The following is a 26,340-nucleotide window of genomic DNA, read 5'->3' as shown; positions in this document are numbered from 1 at the left end:
TGTGGAAACCGGTCGCCTTCCATGATCGGAGCATCGTGGCATAAAGCAGAAACTGAAATGGAAAGTGGAAAAATATGGAAAGAATATAATAGAGATAGGAAGGTTAGATCCATCATCTAAGATATGTTCATCATGCGGTAACATAAAGCATGATCTGAAGTTATCAGATCGCATATATCATTGCAATGTGTGCGGATTAACGATCGACAGGGATCTGAATGCCACCAAGAACATAAGGAAGATTGGAGTTATAAAAGTAGGATCGGTGCGATCCGAATACACGCCTGTGGAGATCGCAACATCGGGCTTGTACGGATGTTCGGAGAGGCAGAGGTCTCTTCAATGAAGGGAAGCCCCGATGCTTTAGCTTAGGAGTAGCTCACAAACCTATAAAAATGAAGCAGGAGGAGATCACGTACCATCGCTCACCCCATCTTCGCTGATCTGTATCACCGTCTCTCCTTCAGGCAGATATGGCGAATCTATGAGTCTTGCTATCCTCTTCCCTCCCTTGCTCTTTCTCAGATATATCCTGAAGGTCGCGGTATGGCCCACTATGTTTCCACCTATGGGCGCCATAGGATCACCAAAGAAGACGTCAGGCCTGGCGGAAACCTGATTCGTAACCGCTATAACCGCGTTGTATATGGTTCCGAACCTCAGCAGATCGTGCATATGCTTATTGAGCAGCTGCTGCCTCTCTGCCAGAGAACCACGTCCCACATACTCGGATCTGAAGTGTGCCGTGAGTGAATCCACTATCAGCAGCTTTATGTTGAACTCCTTGGCCGTGTCCTGCGCCTTCTCAGCGAGAAGTATCTGATGATGGGAATTGTAGGCCCTTGCCACATGTATTCTCTTGAGGGTTTCATCCGGATCCGCACCCTTGCTCTTTGCCATCTGGATTATTCGCTCCGGTCTGAACGTGTTTTCGGTATCTATCATCATGACGTCGCTGTCGAAGCCTCCCTTTTCCTTAGGAAGTGTGCAGTTTACGGCTAGCTGATGCATTATCTGGGTCTTTCCAGATCCAAATTCCCCGAAGAATTCTGTTATGGCCTGAGTCTCCAAGCCACCGCCGAGCAGATCGTCGAGGTTCTTGCTGCCCGTTGTGAGTTTCTGTATGCTCTTTCTCCTCTCAAGTATCTCTTCGCCGGTTTCGAAATTTCCGATATCTGCAAATTTCCTTGCCGCCGCAATTATCTTCGCTGCGGCGCCCTCGCCTATCCCGGTGACGTCCGACAGATCTTTTGGGGAGGCTACGGCTATTGCCATTATATCGTCGTATCCATTTTCCCTCAGCTTTTCAGCCGTCGCTTCTCCAACACCTGGAAGATCCTCTATGGTCTTCTTTTCCTTATTCTCCTCATTACTTTCCATTAAAACACCCTTTTCTCAATCTTCAATCTGCCATCGGTCATCGAGATCGATTTGTCCCTGTCGGCGATCTCGAACATGGATCTGATGGCGTCAACATTTTCTGGAACCACGTCACTCTCCTGATGTACCGCCTGAATATAAGAGACATGGTTACCGCCCACGGACACGCTCTGAGTCCATACAGCTATTTCATAGAGATCAGAACGATCCCTTCCGAACTCCCTCGCAAGATCCATCATCTGTCCTGTTGATGTGATACCGCTGTTCTTTCCAACCTCCATTATACGCTTGTAGCCCTTCCATGCATCGATAACGTCGTTCTTCGAAATGGCCTTCTCCAGCTCTACCCTCACGGCATGAACGTGCATCAACGTAGTTGGAGCCTTTATGGCGATCGTGCTGACATTGAGTCCGTTCATGACCGTCTTGAGGTCTGGTGCATGATGTGAGGGTATTGAGAGGCTCGGCTCCACGGCATTAATGGGTCCCTTTTTGCTGTCATTCGGGTCCGTGGCCCTTCTCACTATGGTCGCATCCACAAATTTTATGCCGAATCTCTCACGAAGAGGATGCAGCGTTCTTGCAAGTGCTGTGGTATTGCATGATACAACTCTGACGTAATCCTTTGATCTTGCATCATCATAGTTTGAATAGGCATTGAAACTTGACTCAGCTATCTCCGGATCCTCGCCCCCTTCGAATACGGCCTTGATCTTCCTTTTCACATACAAATCCTTATTTTTTTCTCCCTGACCTTCTGGGGTCGCATCTACTATGACTTCCGAATCATCCATAAGATTCTCGAGCGTGCCTGCAACCTTAATTCCCGCATCTATGAATGCCTTTTCATAGGTTCTGTCAGGTACAAATATCTTGAAATCTCTTGATGCAACCATGCTAACGTAGTCCGGCTTTGTCTTGACGATGCCCGTGACTATCATATCGTCCTGCAGTGAAACAGCTCTGGCCACTCTCCTGCCTATTGTACCATATCCGTTAATACCTACTCTGATCATTCGAGTTTGTAAGTTATATTGCAATATAAATCTATCTATATTGATTGCAGCCTTAGTTTTTCGAGGTTTGCTGTGATATCGTCATGTGTTTTTGTGGTCATAATGATATATACGGTAAAAGTATAATTATTATATTAGTTAAATTTATGGTCATATGAACAGAATAATAACAATTATAATAATTTTAATAGTAGTAGTACCATTATTCGCAGCACTCAGTGCGGGGGAATACTATTACAATTTCGGTTCCATGCAGGTTGGAACATTTCCCGCAAATAATACGAATTTCTCATTTAGCATTGTCAATCCTGTGTCTAAGACAGACATAGGCATCAAAGATATCGATGGCAGCATCGGGTTGAATATACTGTCTCTGAATCCATACTATGCTGGGCAATCTGAAAATGGAACGTATCTGAACGTATCGTTCATGAGGGGTACAGATGAGGCCATAGTACTCGAATTCAATTACTCGGAAAACAATGTTGGCGGTGCGGAGATCAACGATTTCATATTGAATTCAAATGGTTCTGAAATCGCATTCAGCTTTTCCAACTCACAGAATCTTCAGATTGACTCTCCCAGTGACATGAGGACGGGGACAACAGTTTCTGTAAACATCTGGTACACCATGAAGATCGCCTTTTTCCATGGCAGAACGCTGGTGTTCCTTAACACGACTGACGGCAGCTTCAATATGCCGTTGGTCTTCAACGCTTCCATTCCACCGGGACAGACCGATCTCCTCATAGGTTCAACAGCTGTAAATCTCACGTTATACAATATTTCGGTGGTTCGCTACCCAGCTATGATGACTCAGGACGGGTCTCTGTACAGAACCTATGATACGGATATTCCCTACGTCAATGATACTGTATACTATCTCGACTATCCTGAAAATGCCGTCATAGGTATAGACGATTCCGGTGTACGCGTCTCGAACTATGTCAATGATACGTCATACCCCATAGTGAACTTTAACTCTTCCTATTACACGTATTCTGCATACGACGGAATAATCTATGTTCTCTCTGTTTTCCGGAATGAAACTAAACTGTTCAGCATAGATGCCTCCAATTTTACGGACATCAGCATCCAGGCGATACGTCAAAACCTAACTGGCTATCTAGCCTATTCGAATGGAAAGATGCTGATTCTGCACAGAAATTCCAGCACATATCTGTATTTTCTTGCAAGTGGCGATCTTGATCATATGACCTGCGGAACCTTTGAGTATTACGATCGGGAGATCAGATCCCTGATTTTTTACAACGATACAGAGAGAGACCAGATAATCTACAGTATTGATAACGATTCTACCGTAATGCGTGGATTCAGCAATACGACATATCCATACTTAGACGTTTCAGATGGTATATCGTTCATCGCATACGGAGATCACAGCAATGTAGGCATATATGGCGATCATCTCATATACGGCATCTACAATGTGTCAAACTACCTTTATTATGGGGATCATGAGGTCATCATCGGAAATACCAGCCTTAACCTCACTTATCATATAGATTACGCTTCGGCTTTCAATTCGAGCGCAATTGTGATTGGATCCAGCGGCAGGCTATTTTTACTTTACCGAAATGTGGTTATGCCCGTGAATGGGAGCATGTCTGTTCTGTTCCATCGCATTCCGTACATGCATCTGAATTCATGGCTGAATTTCACAGTATATTCGGCATATCCATATTCAGCCGTATTGAAAATAGGAAACGTCACTGATAGAGCATACGATGAATCTGACTTTCTCGTAGACAGCCGATTGCTGGATAACGGTACAAATGATATTTGCTTGGGCCTGAACAATTCCGTCGGCTTCAAATATGGCTATAGAACGACTGTCTTTGTGGATAATTATGAGCCTTCAATAACCGCATCTGTTCCAAATGGATCATATGCAGCATACGGGACAAACGTTTCTCTATACATAAAAAACGATCCTCTGATATCTTCGATCTTCATAAACAGCCATGGATATGAGAGCTCGTATACAGGAAATGCCTGGTTTGTTTTGAATTATACGGGTATAGACGTCATAAATATCACGATAATGGATCGATTCGGCCTTGAGTTCAATTTTTCCTTGAATTACGATGTATACGCTGATCAGAATTTTTCAGTAAACATTTACAATGGCGAATATTTCAACACTTCGCTTATACCAATATCCATTAAGCCGGATTGCCGGACATTCACAGTCTTCGGATCGAATAATACCGTATCAGGCAACGGCACCGTCATTTTTCAAGCCAAAGAGGGCGAGAACAATTTAACGGTGTATCTAACATACTTTGGTAGAAACGTGACTGTATTCAGTGGTCATATATACGTCATAACATTTCATCCGTTGTTGATCATAAATTATACACATAACAGGTTTTACTCATTCTACGGCAACTCCAGGAACAATACCATGATGATCAACGTTTCGTCCAACATAACTGCCGATCTCTTTGTTTATATAATACATGAGGGGATTGATGTGGCGGTTCTTTCGTTCTTGGATACGGCGCATCTGATGTTCAATGCATCATCACCGTATTTCGTTTTAGGTGGAAATTACAGCATTGAAGTTGAGGCCATATCGCGAAGCGGAACGAAAGCGGCAGAGACCATATCGATATATGAGAATAGCACAGTCCCACCATCATACAATTATGACATATACACCAATACGACTGAGGTGCGCATACCATTCCACGGCAATCGAATCGTCACATCAGCCAACTTAAGTGGAGATCATATACTGTTGCCTGGCTACGGAACCTATACCTTCACCTTCTATAACTACACACTGACAGGCAATTATGGCACGATCACCCTGGTCGTGCATGCATCACTCTATAGGCCAGTGATATATGCAAGGTTTGCCAACATTACGATCGATGGTATTGCCTATCTAATAATAAACGTTCAGCCATCGAATCTTACGGGCGTTCATATAAAAGTTGGAAATCAGTCCTGCGCCATCACCAATGGTAGCGCAATCTACAGAATACCATTTGATGGAATTTTCATCGTCAAAGTTTCTGGCAGTGATGCGTATGGAAATTCAAACAACATGATATACAAAATCCCTGAATACCCCTACATGGAAATTCGATCCATAGTTCTGCAGCATGACATTTCACTAATTAGATCAAGCATGCGTCTGAGGATTTCAGGATATGATATATCGAATCTTAACATAACCTGGTATGTAAATGGAGTTATGTATGCAGGAGGTTACAGCAGGAATATTTCTAATCGAATCGGTCTTAACACGGTCATGGTAAGCGTTTCTGGCAGAAACGTGAGCAAGGTGCTGCATTACAATTTCTATTCCCCGTCATATGCAGTCTTCTCGATTTCAGGTTCTGCCATTGCCTATCCACTGTACCTCATAACCAGAAACAAAGACCTAGATTCCCTGAAGAAGATGATGGAGAATTCAGATGGCAAAAGCGTCAGTGATCTCAGGAAGCTTGCAAGGAAAAGAAGATACAGCAATAAGCAGTTTAGGGAAGTCCTCGAGAAGGAAAGGATCGATGGATCCTTGAGAGTTGAACAGGATCCAGACGGAGAGGAATTTGTCATCGGAAGGAAGGGATCTGGCGGATAAATATTTAAATGATATTTTCATTCTCGTCCTGAATGAGATTCAAACTGATCATAGCTGCGCTGTTCGCGTTGATTCTGCTATCACTTCCTGCGGCATCACTGGCCAGTTCACCTTCGCTTCCTCTGCCGCCCGCCTCTTTACCGTCCATAACTTACTATTACGGGTCTACGCATTACAGCATAACGCAGGCAGAATGGAACTCATTCTTTGCGGATGTGATAGATAACAAATCATACGTATCCTATAACTGGATAAACGTCTCGACTCAGGATCTTATTGTGTTCGATCTCAGCTATACCGGCCTGAATCCATATGGGCTTGAGCTGGTAGTTGCTCTTTCGGGTATAGGCTTCCCAAGTGTTCAGAACATGACAAAGGCCTTCAAATCTATTGAGAATAAACCATCTCAGATTCCAGGATATACGAATATACAAGCTCTAGATGCAGGTGCCTATCCAGGGTTCTCCTTCTCGAAACCTGTCATCAACCATACTGGAGAATATATTGGTATTGGGGTCATAATAGTGCTTTTCGCCTCCATATTTGTGCTCTACTATGTTTTTAATAGGAGAAAATAATCAGAAAGAAGAATGAGGATAGTCGTTGGGATATCTGGTGCGTCCGGCATACCATATGCGGTTAAATTTTTGGAGAATCTGAAAGGACAGGAAACCTACCTGATTATATCAGATGCAGCTAAGAAGGTTATAGAGTACGAATCTGATGTTGATGTGGATCGTATAAGATCACTCGCATCACACAATTATGAAGATGATGACTTTTCAGCTCCCATAAGTTCGGGGAGTTTTTTATTTGACTCAATGGTCATAGTGCCATGTTCCATAACTACAATATCAAAGATAGCTTCCGGCATCTCAGACACATTGATAACCAGGGCAGCTGCTGTCTCCTTGAAGGAGAGGCGCAGGCTGATAGTAGTACCACGCGAGATGCCGCTCAGCACGATAGATCTCAGAAATATGACATACCTTTCTGAAAACGGTGTTATAGTGGCAATAGCATCCCCGGGATTCTACACCCATCCAAAATCGGTGGATGATATGATCTCGTTTGTTGTTTCAAGGCTTTTAGATCTGGTTGGTGTTAAAAACGATCTTATCGAAAGATGGTGAGATTAAGCTGACAGTCGATCAGATGCTGGGAAAACTTGCAAGATGGATAAGGTTGATGGGTTACGATGTCTACTATCCGGCAGGAAGCGTCCCGGATAATGAAATAATAGAGAGGAGCAGATCTGAGGGGAGGATAATCATAACCAGAGATTACGGAATGTATCAGAAATATCCCATGTCAATATTCGAACCGTATGATGATATAGACGAACAGCTGAGGGACTTCGCTATGCACTTCTCTCCGAAGACCAGAGATAGATTCATGAGATGCCCCGTGTGCAACGGCAGACTTGTTAAACTGTCGACAAAGGTACCCTCCTACGTTGAAAATCACAGGGATGTATACGTATGCACGCAGTGCCACAAGATATACTGGAAGGGGAGCCATTACCGAAGAATTTACAAGAGAATTGAGAAGCTAGGGCCCAAGCGGAGATAGGATGCGCGATGAGAATCCTTGAAGAGGATCTGAAAGATAGCACGATCAGGGTACGCATAGAGAGCCTTGACGACCTCTGGTACATAAGGAATATACTTTCCGAGGGAGATGTGGTCTCTGCTATCACCTTCAGAAGAGTCGAGGAATCCGCAGATGTACAGAGATCCAGGGAGCGAGAGCGGATACCCATAACCATAAAGCTGAAGGTAGAAAAGATTGAATTCCAGGACTTTGACAACAGGCTGCGTGTTCTGGGTACAGTGATCGAGGGGCCGGAAGATACAAAGGGAAAGCATCAATCAATAACAATAACCACTGACAGTGAGATAGCCATAACGAAGGAATGGGATCAACAGCACATGGACCTGCTGAAGGAAGCCACAGACGAAAAGTATGTAACGGTGTATACGGCCGTGGCCATGGACGAGGACGAGGCACAGGTGTTCATCATACATCCCTACGGAATACAGCAGATAGGCACCGTATTTTCAGGAAGATCTGGCAAATACGCTGAAAGTGCTTACTCCGAAAGCGCGTACTTTGACGAGATAATTAACGCAATTAAAAATTATAGGAATAGGATAATTGTATTGGGGCCAGGATTCGCTAGGGATAGATTCGCCAGATATTGCAATGAAAAGGGTATAAGGGTAATAGGTAGCTTTCCTTCCAACAGAACAGACTCCGGATCCGTGTACGAGTTCATAACATCTGCAGACGGAAAGAGGATAATGAGTGAAGAACGCATATCAAGGGACAAGGAGATCGTTGATGAATTCCTAAGGGCAGTTAAGAAGGATATGGCCGTGTATGGCAGAGAATTGACAAAAAATGCCCTAGAAGCCGGTGCGCTTTCCGATATTATAATGACGGACGAGATCTTCAGAACAGAGGAGGGGCGCGCCATTCTAAGCACTGCAGAATCTCTTGGAACAAAGATACATATAGTGAGCGTGAGCAATGATCCCGGTCAGATGATAAAGAAATTTGGAGGAGTGGCAGGTCTGCTTAGGTTTAAGCCTCAGTGATCTCTGTATGCTGGAATCATTATAAAATTGATACTGCGATATTTTAACTTGAAATCCGTGTTCTGAAAAATTAAATATACTCCTTTTAAATTCAGTTCTGTCGCTCCGGTGGTGTAGTCCGGACAAGCATATCGGCCTTTCGAGCCGACGACCTGGGTCCAAATCCCGGCCGGAGCATATCATACAATTCCTGCGGATTCTCAATTAAAAAAGCCCGTGAAGCTGTCTTTCGCATGCCAGGCTCAAGAATATGAAATCTGTAAAAATCCTCTTTTGAATATTGATCTTACCTATTCGTCCCAGTTTTCATTCATCGGTATGAATTTTTAAAATCTCAATACCCAACATTTCAACTATCGTATGCTGGAGGCCCAGCCCATGGATCTTTTAACAGCCTCTCTCCATCCCACATACAGCCGTTCCCGCTCCTCTCTCTTCATTCCGGGCCTGTAGATCCTTCCAAGTCTCCATAGCTCACGTATCTCATTCAGGCCCGTCCAGAAGCCGGACGTGAGCCCAGAAAGGTAACCAGAACCGATGACCGTTGTTTCCGAGGTCTCCGGGATAAGCACCTCAGAGTTCGCCATATCCGCCTGAAACTGCATCAGAAAATCGCTTCTGGATCCGCCACCATCACATTTGATCTTCGTGATCTCAGATCCGGTCTCCTCCTCAACGGATCTTATGACGTCAGTGGCCATATAAACCTCTGATTCTAGGATCGCTCTTGCCAGATGATCGATGGACGTTCTTTCGGTCAGCCCTATGAAGAGCCCACGCGCATCCTGATCCCAGTAAGGAGATCCGAGCCCGGAAAAGGCAGGAACAAAATACACCCCCTCATTGCTCCTGACCCTCTGTGCAGCATCCTCTATTTCCTTTGCCGACCCGAGCATATGAATGCCGTTCTCAAGCCATCGCAGCGCAGATCCGCTTGCTAGTATGCTCCCTTCAAGTGCATAATTGATCCGGCCTCCATGCAGCGAATAAAATATGGTTTTAAGAAGTCTGGCTGACGATCGCGGTATGTCATGCCCAGCATTGGCCAGTGCAAAGGTTCCGGTTCCATATGTGATCTTCATGTCACCAGGATCGAAGCATACCTGACCAAATAGCGCTGCCTGCTGGTCTCCAAGATCTGATGTTATCGATATCTCCCTGCCTTCGAATATCGTTGAGGCATTATCAGAGATATGGCCATAGGCATCTGGTGAGCCAGAGGGATTTACCTGGGGCAGCGAATTTTCATCTATTCCTCCGAAGAGTTCCATGAGATCATGATCCCATCTCAGTCTGGATATATCATATATCATCGTTCTGGAGGCGTTGCTGTGATCGGTGGCGAAAATTGGCTTCTGATTTCTGGATCCTTTCCTTCCATATGTGAGGTTCCAGATGATCCAGGCGTCCACAGTTCCGAAAACAGCCTCCCCGGCTTTCATTCTGGATCTGAGGCCATCCACATGGTCAAGAAGCCATTTTACCTTTGAGGCCGAAAAATAAGCGTCTGGTCTCAATCCTGTCGTGGTTATAATCGTGTCAGAGATGTCCATGTCAAGATCCTTTATGATGGGCGCAGTGCGTTTATCCTGCCACACGATGGCATTGTATAGAGGTCTGCCGGTATGCCTGTCCCAGACTATGAGCGTCTCCCTTTGATTTGTTATTCCTGCAGAGGCAATATCTCTGACATCTATTCTTCTGGAGGTAATTGCCTCTTTCATCGTTGTCCTTACGTTTTCCCAGAGATCGGAAGGATCCTGCTCAACCCACCCCGGGGCAGGGAAGTACTGTCTGTTCGTCCTGTATGAAAAAGAAACGATATGCCCATTTTCGTCTATTATTGCGGTTCTTGTTCCGGTCGTACCGACGTCTATGGACATGACATATTTTTTCTCAGTAATGTTATGAGAAATTACCACAATATTTAAAATTTGCCGAATCCCGGATCCGTTCAATCACGCTGTCCTGTCTTCAGTTGCATCTGAACGAATTTATCTTGGGCATCCGTTCTTTTGAAGATCATTGGATCACAGATGGATAAACATTTTAGTTAATTTGTCATGTTGAGATAAGAATCATAATGGAAAGACGGGGGATATCTTCTTTACCGCTTCATTACGGGCATCCGCCTGAATACCTCTTCAAGAGAGCTGTAAAACTCTCAGGCCTTATGACAGAGTTAATAGTTGAAACATACGGTACAGATGAGATCATACGGCGTCTCGCCGATCCGTTCTGGTTCCATTCGCTCTCGCTTGTAACTGGCTTTGACTGGAACTCCAGCGGTACCACTGTTTTCACCCTATCGGCTCTGAAGGAGTATCTATCATCCAGGGATATTGGGGTGAGGGTCTGTGGCGGGAAGGCAGGATCCATGGCAGATATGAAGACTGACCTAATCGATTCTGAGCACTCTGGTGTCATAAACGATGCTGAAGTCTATGAATTATACGACAATGCCAGGAGGATAGCAAAGATAGATAATTCGCTTCTTCAGGATGGCTACGATCTCTACATGCAGTTCCTCATCGTTTCCGCGAAGGGAAAGCATGCCGTAGTTCAGCAGGGAATGAATTCTGATGCTCGGTTGGCCAGAAGATATCACTGGATTATCGGTGATGAACGTGTTGATGTCGAAGGCAGATATGGAGTCGCTTCTGAAGGTACAAGCGAAAATGTTCTGGATCTATCAGCACATGAGAGTAGAGACAACAGATCCGCAATAGTGTCCTCCGTCAGAGAGGGGGAGGTTTGGCATTTCAGAACGGAGAGGCAGAGCACGCTGGACAATTATTCACTGCCATTTCTTGATCTGAGCAACAGGGTAAACTGGAGCAGGTTGAGGAACCTCTATGAGTACGGGGTGGATGATTTCGAAAAGATATACATGGCAAAGGGCATAGGGAAGAGCACACTGAGGGCTCTGTCCTACATAGCGGAGGTAATATATGGCCCGAAAGCTTCATTCAAAGACCCGGTAAAATTCTCGTTCGCAGTTGGTGGGAAGGATGGAATTCCAAAGCCGGTGAACGTCTATGATTATGACAAGGCTATAGAATTTTTCACCGATCTCATGAGGGAAAAGGTTCTGAATATCAGAGAGAAGGAAAACATTGCTAGATCGCTGGCCAGGCTCAGTTACCTCAGAACTAGTTTTGATTCATGATTGAAAAGAAATAATTATATTTTGATAAGCAATAAAGATTTATGGCAGAATTCAAATGCTATGTTTGCAATAGTACTGTGAAGACTGGAGAAAAATTCACCTTCACGAAGAAGGGATCGGTGCATTACGATTGCTATGTGTCCTCAAAGAGGCAGAACATCGATCCAAGTAAGGAGGAAGAATTCAGGACTCTCGCCATGCTGCTGGATTACAGCCTTCAGGCTCTGTTAAACGCTATGAGCATTCAGACACAGAAAGAATCGGCGGCAGAGGCTAAACGCCAGAGCATACAGGCTTATGAAAAGCTGGCTGGTGATATAACAAAAAAGATGGAAGAGTTATGATTTGCTCTTCTTTGCTTTTTTAAACTCGGTGTATCCGCATCTACCGCATGAATACCTGTCCGCATGTTCGGCCAGAAAAACACCAGGGCCGCATCTTGGGCAGAAACGATGTTTGCGTACGAGTTTTCCATCTGCCAATTCGTAAAGTTCTCTCTTCTGCATCAGGATCCCTCACTTTGCCTCTTTCTGCTTGAGCCCGTTTCTTATAAGTTCGTAATCGGGTTCATAGAGCATGGCGCTAGCCTTATCAGCGTATATCTTTGCATAGCCATCAACCTCATGCTTTCCAGTCAGCTGTTTATTGCTGTCTACGATGACCAGCTCCTTGTCGACTCCTTCGTGCTTTGCCATCATCTCTCTGATCTCCTCTCTCGAGGGGGTCCTGCTGTTTTCAAACTTCAGGGTATACTTTATCTCCTTCCTTTTCAGGATCGGATTATCCCTTTTTTCCTTAATTATCAGATCCACCATACCATTCACCTTCAAGCAATGGCCATCTCTCTGAGAACTTCACACACATTGCATTTCAGATCGAAGTCCACAGTCAGAATGGCCATACCGACATCGGGTATGCCATAGGCAATCACCGTATCCAGATCAGCATAATAAATTATCGGAAGAACAGCTAGATCTTCCTCTCCAATGACCTCTATCCTGGTATGCTTATGTTCATAGAGAGCGGTCTGTATTGACTTTATAAGATCAAAAGATATTGTGCCAGGTTCATTCACTATTGTTAAACTTCCCTCCTCATGCGAGAAGGATAGTTCCCCTCGCTTTGTCTTGAGATCAACCACTTCAAGATCCAGCCTTGCACCGGCATTTTTCAGATTTTGGACTGTAACATCGCCCACGGCAGCAACGGGGCGATCCCTTGAAAGAACCTTTACATCCTCAGGGTTAACTATTCTTCCATTTCTGCCCTTTATCTTCAGTCTTGCTTCTTCGGTAACTATGAATTTACTGCCTGACCTTGATAGCATACATACCAGGCTCAGTTATTCCTGTTCTTTTAGCTATCGCAGAAAGTTCTGGTTCAGATATGAGAAGAAACCCGAACCATTCGGTTGTTGTTTTCTCGTCGCCATGCACTGGGCATGTTTTCTCCGGCGTAAGTCTCTTGCATTTTTTGCATGCCCTGTACTGCACTTTCATTGTGATGCCTCCTTTGCCAGCCAGTCAAGTTTTCCAAGTCCCACCTGTTTCATGGTGAATCCGATCTTGCTGTCGCCTATTGATGATGATGCAAGATTCATAGCAACTATCCTCACACGAACACGATCTCCGACCTTCAGATCCCTCTTCGTTTCCTTTCCTATGAATCTCTTATTCTCAAGATCTATGTCTATTCGGTCATCCATTATCTGACTTATGTGTAGCAATCCCTCAAACGATGAGAATTTTATGAAGGCTCCAAATTTCTGGACGCTCACGACCTCTCCATCCACGATCTCCTGCATCTCTGGATAATACACCAATGCTTTGTATCTTACTTCCTGATAAACACCGCCATCTCCATGAACTATGGTACCTTCACCTATTGATTCTGTTTCTAGAACTGATATGACAAGATATTTACCCTCATTCTGTGAGGTTCTTTCATTTATGACATCCACAAGGCGGCCCTCTAGGGATCTTTTTGTCACTTCCCTGACCGCAACATCATAATCTTCACCTAACATCTCTGGTGGAACCCTAGCAATATATCTATCCTCAACCAACATGTACACGTTTATCCCTCACAATATTCATATTCATGAATAAAGATACATGATATTTTACAATCATCGAAGCTTCAGTGATATAACTAACATAATAATTAATTTTGTCGTCAGCATTATTTTTAACTTTACATACGCTCAATGAAACCAGGAATGACGATTCTCCTTAAGGTCGAAGATCTCCCTTATAAGATCCTTCTGCTTCTGTGTGAGCCTTTTCGGTACCTCTACATTTATACGAACAAGCAGATCGCCACTACCGTGCCCATTGAGATGAGGCATCCCGGCTCCCTTTATCCTCAGGACTTCTCCTGGCTGGGTGCCCTCTGGTATCTTCAGACTGTATTTCTCCTTGAACAGGCTGACCTCTATGTTGTCTCCTAGAGCGGCCTGAGCGAAGTTTATCTTCTGATCTATCATCAGGTCATCGTTTATTCTCTGTACGTTTCTATCATTCCTCACCCTTAGAACGACGTAGAGATCCCCAGTGCGACCATTGTATGACTGGCCCTTTCCTTGTATCCTCAGTCTTAGATTATCAGTGGCTCCCTTCGGTATCTTTACCGATATATCCTCATTTACGACTATCGTACCAGTGCCGTTGCATCTCGGGCATTTCTGTTCAGGTATCCGTCCCTTACCACCGCATGTCTGGCACGTCGTAACAGTTACCATTCTAAAGAAACCCTGGCCTCTCACTATCCTCTGCTGGCCAGTTCCATTGCAGGTGGGACATGTTATTAGTTTGCCGTCTTTTGCTCCCGTTCCGTTGCAATCCGGGCACATGGCATTCCTTCTGTACTTGATCCTCTTCTCTGTGCCGTAATATGCATCTTCGAGCGTTATGTCAAGGTTCGTATAGAGATCCAGATCATATCTCTCTTCTCGCTGCCCACGTCCAAATCCAGAAAAGAAATCAGATCCGAAGTTTCCGCCAAATATATCATTGAAAATATCGTTCAGATCGCTGTAATGGGTAAAATTATCCCAGTTGAAGTTCTCTCCGCCGGCTCCGAAGTCAACGGTTCCTGTCTGATCGTACATTCTCCTCTTCTGGGGATCAGACAGGACTTCGTAGGCTTCGCTGATCTCCTTGAATTTTTCCTCCGCTTCCTGCTTATTTTCCGGATGGAGATCAGGATGCCATTTTTTGGCTAGTTCCCTGAACGCCTTTTTAATCTCCTCGTCGGTAGCGTTCCTGTCTACACCGAGTATCTTATAATAGTCCTTAGCCATTTTATCGTTCTTTCAATCAGCTTTTCTCCTTGTATTCTGCGTCCACAGTCTTGCCATCTGAGGATCCTGTGCTCTGACCGCCAGTTGTCTGTGTATTCTGCTGCGTGCCGGCTGAGGCCTGCTGATACATCTTTGCTCCGACTTCCTGTATGTCCTTTGAAAGCTTTTCCATCAGCGTTTTCACGTCATCCACCTTTTTCTCCTCTATGGCTTTTCGCAGATCCTTGACCTCATTTGTAATCTTCTCCTTTGTCTCCTTGTCAACCTTGTCACCAGCATCATTGAGAGTTTTCTCGACACTGTATGCCAGAGATTCTGCGTTGTTCAGTAGCTCTATCTCCTCCTTGGCTTTTCTGTCCTGTTCTGCATACTGTTCGGCTTCCTTTTTCATCCTCTCTATCTCTTCTTTGGAGAGTTTTGTAGATGCAGTTATGGTTATACCCTGTTTCTTGCCAGTTGCCTTGTCAACTGCTGTCACGTTGAGAATACCATTGGAGTCTATATCAAACGTGACCTCTATCTGTGGAATCCCTCTGGGGGCTGGAGCTATGCCAGTTAAATTGAACATTCCCAGCGAAACATTGTCTTTGGCCAGCGGTCTCTCTCCCTGCACCACATGGATTGTTACCGTTGTCTGCATGTCTTCCGCCGTAGTGAATATCTGACTCTTACGTACCGGTATAGTTGTGTTTGCCGGTATTATTGGAGTGGCTATTCCACCGAGTGTCTCAACGCTCAGTGTAAGCGGAGTGACATCCAGCAGAACTATATCCTTTATTTCGCCATTCAGGACTGCACCCTGAATCGCAGCGCCAATGGCAACCGCTTCCATTGGGTCGACTCCGCCCTCTGCCTTTATCCCAAGATAATCCTCAACATATTTCCTGACATAGGGTATCCTTGTCGGTCCGCCCACGAAGAGCAGTTTCGTTATCTCATTCTTCTTCAGTTTTGCGCCTTCAAGTGCCTTATCGATTGGGCCCTTAACCCTCTCTACGATTGGAGATATGAGCTCTTCCAGCTTTGCCCTTGTAAGGGTCATCTTTATGTGTTTCGGGCCTGTGTTTGTCACGATTATATACGGCAGATCTATATCTGTGGATAGGGTCGTAGAGAGCTCGATCTTGGCTTTTTCTGCAGCATCTCTCAGCCTTATATAGGCAGAACGATCCTTCCTCAGGTCTATACCCTCTTTCTTCTGGAAATCGTCTGCTATGTAGTTCACTATGGCCTCATCCATATCTGTTCCTCCAAGCTGGGTATTGCCAGAGGTGGATAGGACCTGAAATACTCCTTCACCGAAATCCATTATCGTGACATCTAAGGTACCACCGCCAAGATCAAATACGAGGATCTTCTCCGACTTTCCTGTTTTGTCCACGCCATACGCAAGGGCGGCAGCCGTCGGTTCATTTATTATTCTCTTAACATCAAAACCCGCTATCGTCCCAGCATCTTTTGTTGCCTGTCTCTGATTATCGTTGAAATATGCGGGCACGGTTATAACCGCCTCATTTACGGGTTCACCAAGGAAAGCTTCAGCATCCTTCTTTATCTTCTGGAGTATGAAAGCAGATATTTGCTGTGGAGTGAACTCCTTATCAAATACCTTGAATTTATAATCCGTACCCATCTTTCTCTTCGCGGCATATATCGTTCCCTCAGGGTTCAGCAGAGCCTGTCTTCTGGCCGGTTCACCCACCAGCATCTGTCCATCTTTTGTGAATGCTACATAACTTGGGAAGGCTTTACCGCCGATAGATACGCCCTCTGAACTAGGAATAACAGTCGGCTTGTCTGATATAACTACTGCAGCAGCTGAATTACTTGTACCCAGATCAATACCTATTATTTTTGACATTCACCATCACCTTTTAACAACGATCACTTTCGATGTGCGGAGCACCCCATCGTTAAGGGTGTATCCTCTTTGAACTTCATATTTTATCATGCCATCCTCACCATCTGCCGTAACACCGACCACCTCATGAAGATATGGATCGAATCTGCTCCCCTCTGCCTTGATCGGTTTGAGACCATATTTGGAAAGCACTCCAAGCATCTGATCCCTGATCCTTATCAGGTTGTTATCCTTTTCTGCCTGTATTGCTGCATCTATTGAATCAAGAACAGGTAGAAAGTCCTTTAGCAATTTTTCGTTCGCATTCTTCTTTGAAAGCTCTACTTCGCGGTCCTTGATCTTTATGAAATTTTCAACCTCTGTCTTTTCTCTGAGGTATGCATCGGTTAGTTTAGTTAACTTTTCGATGGCATCTGAATATTTTTTCTGTGCATCATTGAACATCTCTTTATAAACCCTGCTGTTCCTTTCCAAGCTCCTTTGCATTTCAATCTTTATTGGATTTTTGGTGTATTCGGATGGTGACGGTAGCATCTATCAGGTATATTTGTTCTTCTATATAAACATAGTTAGAATCCTGTTCGCAATGATCATTGATCCCGCACAATATTTTGGAAGGTTCTTTAAGAATTTCGATCATAACCATATATTAATCTCTTCTGTGAGAGAACCTCTGAATAGCTGCATATTCGATTTGAAGATCTATTCATGCACACGCGTTTCATGGCATCAAGTTTGATATCACGGGAATTCGCAATGTTTGTATCATCATTTCCATAACCTGGCTCAGGACATAACTGCCGATAAATTCTCAATCAACTGGAATTGAGATGCTCCCAACTGAGATGATCATCTAACGTATTCTTGATGATCTTCGATTTGGCATCTTCACCCTTCTATTTCAGGATATCGCATATTGGGGAGAGGTTAAAATATAGGAAGCAATCAGGATATAAAGTATGGTATATTCTTATGGTTTTAGATCTCTGGATAGGAGGGTTCTCTATCTGGGGCTTTCAAGATTCATACGCGCATTAGGAAGAGTATCTGCATTCATATTCCTCCCTTTAATATTCATAAGTATATACCATATTTCATTCCTTCTGACAGGGCTCATACTTGGCTCATCCGCTGTTATAATGGCCATAGTCCAGTACTATGCTGGGAAGTGGACCGACAGGATCGGAAGAAGGTCATTTCTGATAATAATCCCAATACCAGCGAGTATATTCTACTTTTTGATGTTTATTGCCGTATTTTACCATCTGCAGTTCATATATCTCATTCTACCTTGGTATGGAACCATAATATTGAATTCTCTACAGTATCCTGCAATAGAAGCTGCAGTTGCAGATATAACAAGCGTGAGTGAGAGGCTTTCCGGATATACACTCATAAGAATACTCGCCAATCTTGGAGCTGCAATCGGGCCTCTCATCGGCGGTATACTGAGCTCCATAAATTTCTCATATATATTTATCCTTGCGTCTGTCCTCACAATAGCAGAGTTGTTCATGCTTTATTTCAACGTCAAGGAGACCTATACCATCAGGAATATTAATAAAGAGGAGATAAAGTTCAAGATCTTCAAATCTGATAGGTTCTTTTTTCTTTTCACAATCGTGGGCGTGGTACTTGGGTTTACCCTCAGACAGAATGGGCCTACACTGACGGTTTATGCATTTGATCTTAAGGCCCTTCCTCTAATAGACATAGGTTTGATATACTCTGTGAATGGACTGGCTGTTATTGCCCTTCAGATGCCGATCTTGAGGCTAATGTCATCTAGGATGAACGCTGTTTTCTGGAGGGGAATAGGAACAGTATACTATGCGGCCGGATTTATGGTGCTTGCATTCAACAGCGCGTTCGCATACTTTCTGATAGCAATGCTCATATTCACGATAGGTGAGGACTTTATGGCCCCAACCACTCAAACTATCATAACAACTCTGGCCCCAGCCGATAAAAAAGGTACATATATCGGATCATACAACCTTCTTACAAGTTTTGGCCGCTTCTTCGGCACTATTTTCGGCCTCTATTTTCTTTATCTCCTTAGAGGTTCAACTATCACCTTCTGGACGGTGATCGCGGTTGCCACATTAGCTACTGCAATGGCCTATGTCTTCATGGGAAACAGTTTTGTAAGGAGAGTTTCGCGCAGTTCTGGAGTTCTCAATAAAGCTTAATACTGGTTGATCGATATAATATTATGGAGATAAAGGTTGAAGATTTCAGCAATGGTTCGCAGATACCTGTGAAGTTTACCTGCGACGGATCAGATGAAATGCCTAAGATAACGATAGAAGGAGTTCCAGATGAGGCGAAGGCTCTTGCGCTTATAGTTGATGATCCTGATGCCCCATCAGGGCTGTTCACTCACTGTATCATCTACAATATTCCAGTAAAAACTAAAAAAATCGATGGTTCAATTTTGAAGTCATCCGGCGTGTTCAGCGGTATAAATGACTTTGGGAACAAAGGATATGGTGGCCCATGCCCACCTCCTGGAAAGCCGCACAGGTATTATTTCAAGATCCTCGCTCTGGATAGAACCCTTGAAAAGCCTGGGATGAAGAGAAGAGAGTTTGATAATGCTATAAGCGGACATGTGGTGGCCACAGCAGAATATATGGGTACATATTTAAGGAAGCATTAATTTGTTATATCGATGGATCATCGAATCCCCATAATAATCGTCGTTCTCTTTTCGATCATGATACTCATAGGTGTATCTTCGAATTCTCAGGCTCAACCCCAGAAGAACGTCGTTGTCATATACCTTGATGAGGCTATAGATGCCGGATCCTCGGCAATGATCACTAGCACATTGAGCTCTTTATCCAATTCAACCACTGCCGCTGTTGTAATAGATATGAATACTCCGGGCGGAGAATTGGAAGACATGATCCAGATGGTGTCAGCCATAACCAGCGTAGAAGCAAGGGGCATAATAACAATAACGTATGTGCCTCAGAACGCTATGGCTGCGTCGGCAGGGTCATATGTTGCCATGGCAACCGATTATATCTTCATGGCCAATGGTACATATATCGGGCCATCAACCCCCATCGTTGTCGGTGGAACATCACTTGAAGAACAGCACGTAAAAAGCGCCATGGAGCAGTACATGGTCAGTCTGGCAGCAGAGCATGGGAGGAATACAACTGCTGCATACTCTATGGTCAGCAACAATACAGCTTATAATGATACCACGGCCTATAATATTCACATTATAAATGGTATATATGGTTCACTTACTGGGGCCCTAGCTTCTCTTTCGCTCTCATCTTATCCCCGGATCGCGGTTTATCCTTCTGCGTATGATAATTTCCTCAGCTTTCTAAGTAACGCATACGTTGACGGAATCTTTATATTACTTGGTTTCGTAGCCATAATGCTTGATATTTATCATGGGAGCGTGATTCTGACGGTTATTGGTATTACACTGCTCATCCTCGGTTTTCTTGGTCTTCAGCTGATATCAGCATCCCTAGTAGGAGTGCTGCTGTTAATCCTTGGATCCGTCCTTATAATACTTGAAGCCAAGATGGGTCACGGCTTCGCACTGCTATCGGGAGTGGTTGTAGGTCTTATCGGTACATTTCTTCTTGCTTCTCCGTATTATTCATCTAATCCTGGTTATTCACCATCGCCATTCACAACGTTCGACGTACTCACATCCATACTCATAGTTATTGTTGCTGGATTTCTAGCATTTTATATACGTCGTATAGTTCGAGCCTTCAAATACAGAGGAAAATGGACTGGTGCTGAATCCCTCATTGGGAAGTTTGGATATGCTGTGGGCAATATAGACGACAAGGGCTGGGTCTCAGTGGATGGAATAGAATGGCAGGCCAGATCCAGTACAACTTCCAGTATACCGGCAGGGTCGAAAGTGAAGATAGTTGGCAGGGAGGGCCTGATACTGGTGGTGGAGAAGGTGGAGGAAGAACAGGTGAAAATTAAATGATGCAGTATATACTAAAAAAATTTAAATATAGTTTATGTCATCTTCATTTATGGAACCGATGGTTGATGGGAACATATTAAGATCATTAAATAGAAGCGAACTCAGGAGAAAGGTTCTTTTCTATCTTCTCTCCATATACCCATACAGATCCTACCTTTCAGAAATCTCAAGGGCAGTTAAATCAGATCCATCGAATGTTAAAGGCTGTCTTGAAGGGTTAGGTGTTAGGTATACTGGCGAAGAGAGCCTGATTGGACTGGGCCTTGTGATAGTGGAGCAGTCCAAGAATGGATTCAAATACTTTAAGATAAATCCAGAGATAGTTGAAGAAGTAAGAAATATGAAAAACATGTTCAGCGACAAGAAAGTGTATACTGTAGAAATCGGTTAAGGATTTTTTGTTTTGCCATTAGTTTTTTATATTTCATTTTTCGAATCAATTTCAACGGTATGTGTTCTCTTCACTGTGAAATATTGGTTTTAAGATCTCAACTATAGCGACATTTTAACCGTTCTAATTTAGGAAAGACTTATTTATGAAATTTTGATTATGAAGTTGTGGAAGAAAACATTGAGAGCGTCGAGGAGTGGGTCAGTAAATTAGACATAGAGACGACCAAGGATATACATGTACCTAAACTCCTTTTTGATCAGGTCATCGGGCAGGATCAGGCTGGCGAAATAGTAAAGAAGGCAGCCCTGCAGAGAAGGCACGTGATCCTGATTGGGGAACCGGGTACCGGGAAATCAATGCTCGCACAGTCAATGGTAGATTTCCTGCCCAAGAGTGAACTTGAAGATATTCTCGTTTTTCCTAATCCTGAAGATCCAAATAAACCAAAGATCAAAACCGTTCCCGCTGGAAAGGGCAAGGAAATAGTGAGACAGTATCAGATAAAGGCGGAGAGAGAGAAGCGGGACAGATCAAGAAGCATAATGTTTGTCATCTTTTCAGTAGTTCTGCTTGGAATAATAGCAGCTATTGTACTAAGATCTATAACGCTGATATTCTTTGCGATAATGGCAGCTGCGTTCCTCTATATGGCAATGGCATTCAACCCCGTGATCAGAAATGAAAGGGCCATGGTTCCAAAGCTGCTTGTATCTCACAGCCCAAACGATAAGCCACCGTTCGTCGATTCGACCGGAGCTCATTCTGGTGCATTGCTTGGCGATGTGAGGCATGACCCGTTTCAATCTGGTGGTTTAGAGACGCCAGCCCATGAAAGAGTAGAAGCAGGAAATATACATAAGGCGCACAAGGGAGTTCTCTTCATAGATGAGATAAACCTGCTAAGGCCGGAGGATCAGCAGGCAATTCTTACGGCATTGCAGGAAAAGAAGTATCCCATATCTGGGCAGAGCGAAAGAAGCGCAGGTGCTATGGTTCAGACTGAGCCCGTGCCGTGTGATTTTGTTCTTGTGGCCGCTGGAAATTACGATGCCATAAGGAACATGCATCCCGCTCTGAGATCTAGGATAAGGGGATACGGTTATGAGGTTGTGGTCAACGATTATATGGATGATAACGACGAGAACAGGAGGAAGCTTGTTCAGTTCATAGCTCAGGAGGTAGAGAAAGATAAAAAGATACCTCATTTCGATAAATCCGCTATAGTTGAGATAATAAAGGAAGCACAGAAGAGGTCAGGCAGGAGAAACAAACTGACATTGAGGCTTAGGGAACTAGGCGGTCTCGTTAGAGTAGCTGGTGATATTGCTGTAAGCCAGAAAAAAACCGTTGTCTCTGCTGCAGATGTGATAGCTGCAAAGAATCTCGCCAAGCCTCTTGAACAGCAGATAGCAGATAGATCCATAGAGATAAAGAAGATATACAAGACATTCAGGACTGAGGGGAGCGTTGTCGGAATGGTGAATGGCCTGGCGGTGGTCGGCGCTGATACTGGCATGTCAGAATATACTGGAGTTGTTCTACCGATAGTTGCTGAGGTCACGCCGGCTGAGCATAAAGGGGCTGGTAATATAATAGCAACCGGAAAGCTTGGGGATATAGCGAAAGAAGCTGTTCTCAACGTTTCGGCCGTGTTCAAGAAGCTGACGGGGAAGGACATATCCAATATGGATATTCACATACAGTTTGTTGGCACATATGAGGGTGTGGAAGGCGATTCGGCAAGCGTGTCAATAGCCACTGCGGTGATATCTGCCATTGAAAATATACCAGTGGATCAGAGCGTAGCAATGACCGGTTCCCTTAGCGTTAGAGGAGATGTTTTGCCTGTGGGTGGAGTAACTGCAAAGGTTGAAGCCGCAATAGAAGCAGGATTGAACAAGGTCATAGTACCAGATCTGAACTACAACGACATAATACTTGATGCAGAGCATATAAATAAGATACAGATCATCCCAGCGAAGACCATAGAGGATGTATTGAGGGTGGCCCTCGTCAATTCGCCTGAGAAGGAAAAGCTCTTCGACAGAATATCAAACCTGATAAATGCAGCAAAGATAATAAAGCCGCAGAGACCAGCAACCACTGCAACGACCAGGGCAGGAAACAATGCGGCTTAAAGTTAAATTTTTTAGATCAAACGGTCAATTGAATATTTCTGATATCGTCAATTTTGTTCGATCAAGAAAGGGAATATTCCAACCTATACGGAGCAAATGTATAGTTTCAGAGGTTCATCTAGCTTCGGCCATCGAAAGGTCATTGAGGCGATCGGAGAATGGAAGCAGGATACGTGATCCTGGCATACTCATACTGATGTATCTTTCCGGAAGCGATCAGATTCAGGATGCCATGGAACAATGCGGAATTCAACAGGATTGCGCTTCATTCGCCGTTGTATACGAAGATGATTCAGATATATCCGATTTCCTTCATGCATTTCAGTACATCTCAGAAAACGATTTACCTATCCCGCATGATCACAGCAATGATATGATCTTCGAGAGAATGTCGTATGTAGACAGCATACTGGATTGAGATAACATAAATACCGTGAATATGAGAATTGATCTGACAGTTTCACCAGTAAACCCTGCAATATCCCCATTTATCCCCCCAAATTTGAGGTTAAGCAGCTTTCTAAGTATAACATAAAAAAGTAACGTGAGAACAGTGGCAAGGATAATTGCTGCTGGAAAGATCAGAGAAATTGCCATCGGTATGATCAAGAATTCAGCCGTATAAGCATAAGGATGCCGTTTATACATATCGATGAATGCGCTGCCTATCCCCTCAAATAAAGGTCTTGATCTATGCAGTATCAGCATCATAGTTGATTTGGACAAGAACTCTGCCGTTATTATGGAGGCAATGGCCATATATGGTCTGGTGGCTGAGAGTGAGATAAAGGACAGGAGATATATGAAAAGGAAGACGAAGAGACCGCCAGCACCTATATGATGATCAAGGAGAACATCCTTTAATCTCGTCTTATCTCTGACCATCAGGGCATCGCCAGTATCGGTCACAGCGTCTACATGATTCAAACCATTGAGCATATATATAGAAGATATGGAGAGGAACGAGGCCATTAGGATCGAGTATCTATACACCGCAACATACAACGACACGCCAACTGCAGCATCAAAAAGTGATACAAATGGTAGGTATGCTATGAGATCAGGTTCTAGTTCACCCTTTATGGGCAATATGGTGAAGAACGAAAATGCTGATCTGAATCCGCTCATTTCTTTAACTCTCTTTCGGCAAATGTTCTGAATGCATCTATATCATTTCTGATCTCATACGACGTAAGACATACTCTGAGGTAACCATCCAGACCAAAATAGGAACCGGGCGCTACCAATATCCCATAATCTGTTACAGCTTTCTTTGTTAGTTCTTCCGATCTTAATTTTCCGTCTCCTACGAATAGAAAGGGTGCGCCCTCATAATGATCGTCGTATAGACCGAACTCTGATATCTCCTTCAGCGCTATTTCTGCATTTCGTTTCACTACATCAAGGGCCCTTTTCCTGAATTTTTCCCATCTTTCCAAAGATTTTCTTGCAAGATACAGTGAGAACTTTGCGTTGTTGATCGTGGTGAGATCCTTCAACCTTCTCATCCCAGATATGTTCTCTGGATGTGATACTATCCATCCAACTCTGAGGCTGCTGAGACCAAAGAACTTAGTCATGGTATTCGAAACGATAAGATTCTTTGAGCCATCATAGATCGATGCATTTTTATCTTCTATAAAATCGTGAAAGGTCTCGTCCAGATATACATACTTATAAGAATCTTTGACCCTGTTGATATGTTCGGCGATATCGCTATATTTTCCTGTGGGATTGTTTGGCAGGCTCATTGATAGGCTGTCTCTTTCATCAGCTGCACGTGTTATATTTTCCAGTTTTACCCTTTCCACTTCTCTTTCAAGCGATTCCGGTACAAGGAAAATGGGCTCATATTCTGGCAATGGGACGATGATTCGCCTGGAATATATGCTGATGAAGGCCGAGGCCAGAAATATTGCCTCTGTTCCGCCGTTTGTTATCAGCACGCTGTCCCTTTCCACACCATACCTCTCAGCGATTGCATCGCGAAGTGCAGCCTCATGATCAGTCTTATCATTCAAATACTCCTCATAATCCGCGTCTATACCCATCTCCTTAAGATCCGGTTCGGGTAGGCCACTGTTAGAGAGGTTGTGCTTTGCCGATGATTTGTATTTATCCAGAAAATTCAACCATCTGAATTCCACGGCTTTCATTCTCCCACCTCTATCTGATTATTCGCAACATATTGTGAGCTATTCCTCAGCTGAAGCATCGGAGCTTCCTGCTTCAACGACCGGCCTCTGCCTGTACGGATATATTCCGTACAAGCCCGATGTTGCGATCTCCACAGGCGTAAGTTCGGACCGCACCAGCCCTACTTTTATAAGTCCAATCTTCCTTATATTTTTTGATGCGTTGTGATCCCTGTCTATGATAAGACCACATACATCACAATGATATATGCGATCTGATAACTTCAGATCATGCTTTATGTTACCGCATGATGAACATATCTTAGATGATGGATCGAACCTTCCTATCTCTATTATATTCTTTCCATATTTTTCTGCTTTCCATTCCAGTTTCTGCTTGAAGGAATAGAAAGAAACATCACTTAGACTCTTTGCAATATGGTGGTTTCTAAACATGCCTGATACGTTCAGATCTTCGATGATGATGGTATCGTACCGCTTGGCTATCGCAGTAGATACCTTATCAAGGAAGTCTTCACGCATGTTTCTCAGCTTCATGTACTCCTTCTGTGATTTAAGTATATGCTTGCTTCCATTCTTCGATCCTTTCTGCTTTCTTGATAGCTGTTTTTGAAGACGCTTTATTCTTTTCTCTACCTTCTTTATGAATCCTGGATTCTCTATTGCTATACCATTCGATAAGGTTGCAAATTTTTCGATGCCTAGATCTATGCCAACGGAGTTCTCTGAG

The 26,340-nt window shown here is 43.9% G+C and carries 28 protein-coding genes and 1 tRNA gene; 15 read left to right on the top strand and 14 right to left on the bottom strand.

The window, feature by feature from the left end; genetic code table 11:
- Positions 1-40: 40 nt before the first annotated feature.
- Complete coding sequence (locus tag DMB44_RS06580; protein ID WP_110642050.1) at positions 41-346, top strand: zinc ribbon domain-containing protein; 306 nt, start codon at positions 41-43, stop codon at positions 344-346.
- Between the two features lie 65 nt (positions 347-411).
- Here the strand turns inward: DMB44_RS06580 and radA are convergent, their stop codons facing one another.
- Together radA and DMB44_RS06570 are read right to left on the bottom strand one after the other, a co-directional pair.
- A complete protein-coding gene (gene radA, locus DMB44_RS06575) occupies positions 412-1,380 on the bottom strand; it encodes a DNA repair and recombination protein RadA (protein WP_110642048.1) in 969 nt (322 codons plus the stop codon).
- Positions 1,380-2,396, bottom strand: a complete 1,017-nt coding sequence (locus DMB44_RS06570; protein ID WP_110642046.1) for a type II glyceraldehyde-3-phosphate dehydrogenase — start codon at positions 2,394-2,396, stop codon at positions 1,380-1,382. The genes radA and DMB44_RS06570 overlap by 1 nt, the downstream gene beginning before the upstream one ends.
- Positions 2,397-2,550: 154 nt before the next feature.
- On the opposite strand from DMB44_RS06570, the gene DMB44_RS06565 reads away from it, so the two are divergent.
- The 6 genes from DMB44_RS06565 to DMB44_RS06540 all read left to right on the top strand — a co-directional run bounded on the left by DMB44_RS06565 (position 2,551) and on the right by DMB44_RS06540 (position 8,789).
- The gene (locus DMB44_RS06565; protein ID WP_110642044.1) at positions 2,551-6,012 is read left to right on the top strand and encodes a hypothetical protein; all 3,462 of its coding nucleotides are present in this window, start codon (positions 2,551-2,553) and stop codon (positions 6,010-6,012) included.
- Positions 6,013-6,044: 32 nt separating this feature from the next.
- Positions 6,045-6,590 (top strand): hypothetical protein, encoded by a 546-nt coding sequence (locus tag DMB44_RS06560; protein ID WP_110642041.1) that lies wholly within the window; start codon positions 6,045-6,047, stop codon positions 6,588-6,590.
- Positions 6,591-6,602: 12 nt separating this feature from the next.
- Positions 6,603-7,145, top strand: coding sequence for a UbiX family flavin prenyltransferase (locus tag DMB44_RS06555; protein WP_110642040.1), 543 nt, complete (start codon positions 6,603-6,605; stop codon positions 7,143-7,145).
- Entirely contained in the window at positions 7,114-7,584 is a 471-nt protein-coding gene (locus DMB44_RS06550) for a Mut7-C RNAse domain-containing protein (protein WP_255414320.1), read from the top strand. The genes DMB44_RS06555 and DMB44_RS06550 overlap by 32 nt, the downstream gene beginning before the upstream one ends.
- An 8-nt stretch (positions 7,585-7,592) precedes the next feature.
- Positions 7,593-8,612 (top strand): mRNA surveillance protein pelota, encoded by a 1,020-nt coding sequence (locus tag DMB44_RS06545; RefSeq protein WP_110642036.1) that lies wholly within the window; start codon positions 7,593-7,595, stop codon positions 8,610-8,612.
- Positions 8,613-8,714: 102 nt separating this feature from the next.
- Positions 8,715-8,789: transfer RNA gene (locus DMB44_RS06540), tRNA-Glu, on the top strand.
- Between the two features lie 176 nt (positions 8,790-8,965).
- Here the strand turns inward: DMB44_RS06540 and glpK are convergent.
- Positions 8,966-10,534, bottom strand: a complete 1,569-nt coding sequence (glpK, locus tag DMB44_RS06535) for a glycerol kinase GlpK (protein WP_237265337.1) — start codon at positions 10,532-10,534, stop codon at positions 8,966-8,968.
- Positions 10,535-10,695: 161 nt separating this feature from the next.
- Between glpK and DMB44_RS06530 the strand changes: the two genes are divergently transcribed.
- Both DMB44_RS06530 and DMB44_RS06525 read left to right on the top strand, forming a co-directional pair.
- Positions 10,696-11,781 carry a DUF763 domain-containing protein gene (locus DMB44_RS06530; RefSeq protein ID WP_237265336.1) on the top strand — a complete coding sequence of 362 codons (1,086 nt, stop codon included), beginning with the start codon at positions 10,696-10,698 and terminating at the stop codon, positions 11,779-11,781.
- A gap of 41 nt (positions 11,782-11,822) precedes the next feature.
- Positions 11,823-12,125, top strand: coding sequence for a DUF2175 family protein (locus tag DMB44_RS06525; protein ID WP_110642032.1), 303 nt, complete (start codon positions 11,823-11,825; stop codon positions 12,123-12,125).
- Here DMB44_RS06525 and DMB44_RS06520 read toward each other — a convergent pair.
- The 8 genes from DMB44_RS06520 to DMB44_RS06485 form a co-directional block, all read right to left on the bottom strand.
- Positions 12,120-12,287 (bottom strand): 30S ribosomal protein S27ae, encoded by a 168-nt coding sequence (locus tag DMB44_RS06520; RefSeq protein ID WP_110642030.1) that lies wholly within the window; start codon positions 12,285-12,287, stop codon positions 12,120-12,122. The genes DMB44_RS06525 and DMB44_RS06520 overlap by 6 nt on opposite strands.
- A gap of 9 nt (positions 12,288-12,296) precedes the next feature.
- Positions 12,297-12,596, bottom strand: coding sequence for a 30S ribosomal protein S24e (locus tag DMB44_RS06515; protein WP_110642070.1), 300 nt, complete (start codon positions 12,594-12,596; stop codon positions 12,297-12,299).
- An 11-nt stretch (positions 12,597-12,607) separates the two neighbouring features.
- Entirely contained in the window at positions 12,608-13,108 is a 501-nt protein-coding gene (locus DMB44_RS06510; protein WP_110642028.1) for a DUF359 domain-containing protein, read from the bottom strand.
- Positions 13,086-13,280, bottom strand: a complete 195-nt coding sequence (gene spt4 / locus DMB44_RS06505; RefSeq protein WP_110642026.1) for a transcription elongation factor subunit Spt4 — start codon at positions 13,278-13,280, stop codon at positions 13,086-13,088. The genes DMB44_RS06510 and spt4 overlap by 23 nt, the downstream gene beginning before the upstream one ends.
- Entirely contained in the window at positions 13,277-13,855 is a 579-nt protein-coding gene (locus DMB44_RS06500; protein ID WP_110642024.1) for a DNA-directed RNA polymerase, read from the bottom strand. Before DMB44_RS06500 ends, spt4 begins: the two co-directional genes overlap by 4 nt.
- Before the next feature lie 129 nt (positions 13,856-13,984).
- Positions 13,985-15,082 carry a molecular chaperone DnaJ gene (gene dnaJ, locus DMB44_RS06495; protein ID WP_110642022.1) on the bottom strand — a complete coding sequence of 366 codons (1,098 nt, stop codon included), beginning with the start codon at positions 15,080-15,082 and terminating at the stop codon, positions 13,985-13,987.
- 16 nt (positions 15,083-15,098) lie between these two features.
- Entirely contained in the window at positions 15,099-16,943 is a 1,845-nt protein-coding gene (gene dnaK / locus DMB44_RS06490) for a molecular chaperone DnaK (RefSeq protein ID WP_110642020.1), read from the bottom strand.
- 6 nt (positions 16,944-16,949) lie between these two features.
- On the bottom strand, positions 16,950-17,477 hold the full coding sequence (locus DMB44_RS06485; protein WP_110642018.1) for a nucleotide exchange factor GrpE: 528 nt from the start codon (positions 17,475-17,477) through the stop codon (positions 16,950-16,952).
- Positions 17,478-17,902: 425 nt separating this feature from the next.
- Between DMB44_RS06485 and DMB44_RS06480 the strand changes: the two genes are divergently transcribed.
- The 6 genes from DMB44_RS06480 to cgi121 all read left to right on the top strand — a co-directional run bounded on the left by DMB44_RS06480 (position 17,903) and on the right by cgi121 (position 23,872).
- The gene (locus tag DMB44_RS06480) at positions 17,903-19,135 is read left to right on the top strand and encodes an MFS transporter (RefSeq protein ID WP_110642016.1); all 1,233 of its coding nucleotides are present in this window, start codon (positions 17,903-17,905) and stop codon (positions 19,133-19,135) included.
- A 23-nt stretch (positions 19,136-19,158) separates the two neighbouring features.
- Positions 19,159-19,605 (top strand): YbhB/YbcL family Raf kinase inhibitor-like protein, encoded by a 447-nt coding sequence (locus tag DMB44_RS06475; RefSeq protein ID WP_110642014.1) that lies wholly within the window; start codon positions 19,159-19,161, stop codon positions 19,603-19,605.
- Between the two features lie 12 nt (positions 19,606-19,617).
- Positions 19,618-20,922, top strand: a complete 1,305-nt coding sequence (locus DMB44_RS06470; RefSeq protein ID WP_110642012.1) for a nodulation protein NfeD — start codon at positions 19,618-19,620, stop codon at positions 20,920-20,922.
- A 49-nt stretch (positions 20,923-20,971) separates the two neighbouring features.
- Positions 20,972-21,313, top strand: a complete 342-nt coding sequence (locus DMB44_RS06465) for a putative transcriptional regulator (protein ID WP_110642010.1) — start codon at positions 20,972-20,974, stop codon at positions 21,311-21,313.
- 167 nt (positions 21,314-21,480) lie between these two features.
- Positions 21,481-23,454 carry an ATP-dependent protease LonB gene (gene lonB / locus DMB44_RS06460; RefSeq protein ID WP_201796945.1) on the top strand — a complete coding sequence of 658 codons (1,974 nt, stop codon included), beginning with the start codon at positions 21,481-21,483 and terminating at the stop codon, positions 23,452-23,454.
- Positions 23,444-23,872: a KEOPS complex subunit Cgi121 gene (gene cgi121 / locus DMB44_RS06455; protein ID WP_110642008.1), complete on the top strand. Its 429-nt coding sequence runs from the start codon at positions 23,444-23,446 to the stop codon at positions 23,870-23,872. The genes lonB and cgi121 overlap by 11 nt, the downstream gene beginning before the upstream one ends.
- Here the strand turns inward: cgi121 and cobS are convergent.
- The 3 genes from cobS to DMB44_RS06440 form a co-directional block, all read right to left on the bottom strand.
- Positions 23,815-24,582: an adenosylcobinamide-GDP ribazoletransferase gene (gene cobS, locus DMB44_RS06450; protein ID WP_110642006.1), complete on the bottom strand. Its 768-nt coding sequence runs from the start codon at positions 24,580-24,582 to the stop codon at positions 23,815-23,817. The genes cgi121 and cobS overlap by 58 nt on opposite strands.
- The gene (locus tag DMB44_RS06445; RefSeq protein WP_110642004.1) at positions 24,579-25,610 is read right to left on the bottom strand and encodes a pyridoxal phosphate-dependent aminotransferase; all 1,032 of its coding nucleotides are present in this window, start codon (positions 25,608-25,610) and stop codon (positions 24,579-24,581) included. Before DMB44_RS06445 ends, cobS begins: the two co-directional genes overlap by 4 nt.
- Positions 25,611-25,649: 39 nt before the next feature.
- Positions 25,650-26,340 (bottom strand): RNA-guided endonuclease TnpB family protein (locus tag DMB44_RS06440; protein ID WP_110642002.1); only part of this gene is annotated, 691 nt, incomplete at its 5' end.

Source organism: Thermoplasma sp. Kam2015, from assembly GCF_003205235.1.
Taxonomy (GTDB): domain Archaea; phylum Thermoplasmatota; class Thermoplasmata; order Thermoplasmatales; family Thermoplasmataceae; genus Thermoplasma.
Note: the sequence above shows the minus strand (reverse complement) of the source record. Positions and strands in the feature narration are given on the sequence as shown.

Bases quoted from the DNA above. Each gene is read 5' to 3' on its own strand.
- DMB44_RS06470 (WP_110642012.1), top strand. From the start codon at position 19,618: ATGGATCATCGAATCCCCATAATAATCGTCGTTCTCTTTTCGATCATG.
- DMB44_RS06465 (WP_110642010.1), top strand. From the start codon at position 20,972: ATGGAACCGATGGTTGATGGGAACATATTAAGATCATTAAATAGAAGC.
- DMB44_RS06565 (WP_110642044.1), top strand. From the start codon at position 2,551: ATGAACAGAATAATAACAATTATAATAATTTTAATAGTAGTAGTACCA.
- spt4 (WP_110642026.1), bottom strand. From the start codon at position 13,280: ATGAAAGTGCAGTACAGGGCATGCAAAAAATGCAAGAGACTTACGCCG.
- DMB44_RS06475 (WP_110642014.1), top strand. From the start codon at position 19,159: ATGGAGATAAAGGTTGAAGATTTCAGCAATGGTTCGCAGATACCTGTG.
- DMB44_RS06515 (WP_110642070.1), bottom strand. From the start codon at position 12,596: ATGGTGGATCTGATAATTAAGGAAAAAAGGGATAATCCGATCCTGAAA.
- DMB44_RS06530 (WP_237265336.1), top strand. From the start codon at position 10,696: ATGGAAAGACGGGGGATATCTTCTTTACCGCTTCATTACGGGCATCCG.
- radA (WP_110642048.1), bottom strand. From the start codon at position 1,380: ATGGAAAGTAATGAGGAGAATAAGGAAAAGAAGACCATAGAGGATCTT.
- DMB44_RS06570 (WP_110642046.1), bottom strand. From the start codon at position 2,396: ATGATCAGAGTAGGTATTAACGGATATGGTACAATAGGCAGGAGAGTG.
- DMB44_RS06520 (WP_110642030.1), bottom strand. From the start codon at position 12,287: ATGCAGAAGAGAGAACTTTACGAATTGGCAGATGGAAAACTCGTACGC.
- DMB44_RS06445 (WP_110642004.1), bottom strand. From the start codon at position 25,610: ATGAAAGCCGTGGAATTCAGATGGTTGAATTTTCTGGATAAATACAAA.
- DMB44_RS06510 (WP_110642028.1), bottom strand. From the start codon at position 13,108: ATGCTATCAAGGTCAGGCAGTAAATTCATAGTTACCGAAGAAGCAAGA.
- DMB44_RS06480 (WP_110642016.1), top strand. From the start codon at position 17,903: ATGGTATATTCTTATGGTTTTAGATCTCTGGATAGGAGGGTTCTCTAT.
- cobS (WP_110642006.1), bottom strand. From the start codon at position 24,582: ATGAGCGGATTCAGATCAGCATTTTCGTTCTTCACCATATTGCCCATA.
- DMB44_RS06555 (WP_110642040.1), top strand. From the start codon at position 6,603: ATGAGGATAGTCGTTGGGATATCTGGTGCGTCCGGCATACCATATGCG.
- cgi121 (WP_110642008.1), top strand. From the start codon at position 23,444: ATGCGGCTTAAAGTTAAATTTTTTAGATCAAACGGTCAATTGAATATT.
- DMB44_RS06545 (WP_110642036.1), top strand. From the start codon at position 7,593: ATGAGAATCCTTGAAGAGGATCTGAAAGATAGCACGATCAGGGTACGC.
- DMB44_RS06525 (WP_110642032.1), top strand. From the start codon at position 11,823: ATGGCAGAATTCAAATGCTATGTTTGCAATAGTACTGTGAAGACTGGA.
- dnaK (WP_110642020.1), bottom strand. From the start codon at position 16,943: ATGTCAAAAATAATAGGTATTGATCTGGGTACAAGTAATTCAGCTGCT.
- DMB44_RS06485 (WP_110642018.1), bottom strand. From the start codon at position 17,477: ATGCTACCGTCACCATCCGAATACACCAAAAATCCAATAAAGATTGAA.
- DMB44_RS06560 (WP_110642041.1), top strand. From the start codon at position 6,045: ATGAGATTCAAACTGATCATAGCTGCGCTGTTCGCGTTGATTCTGCTA.
- dnaJ (WP_110642022.1), bottom strand. From the start codon at position 15,082: ATGGCTAAGGACTATTATAAGATACTCGGTGTAGACAGGAACGCTACC.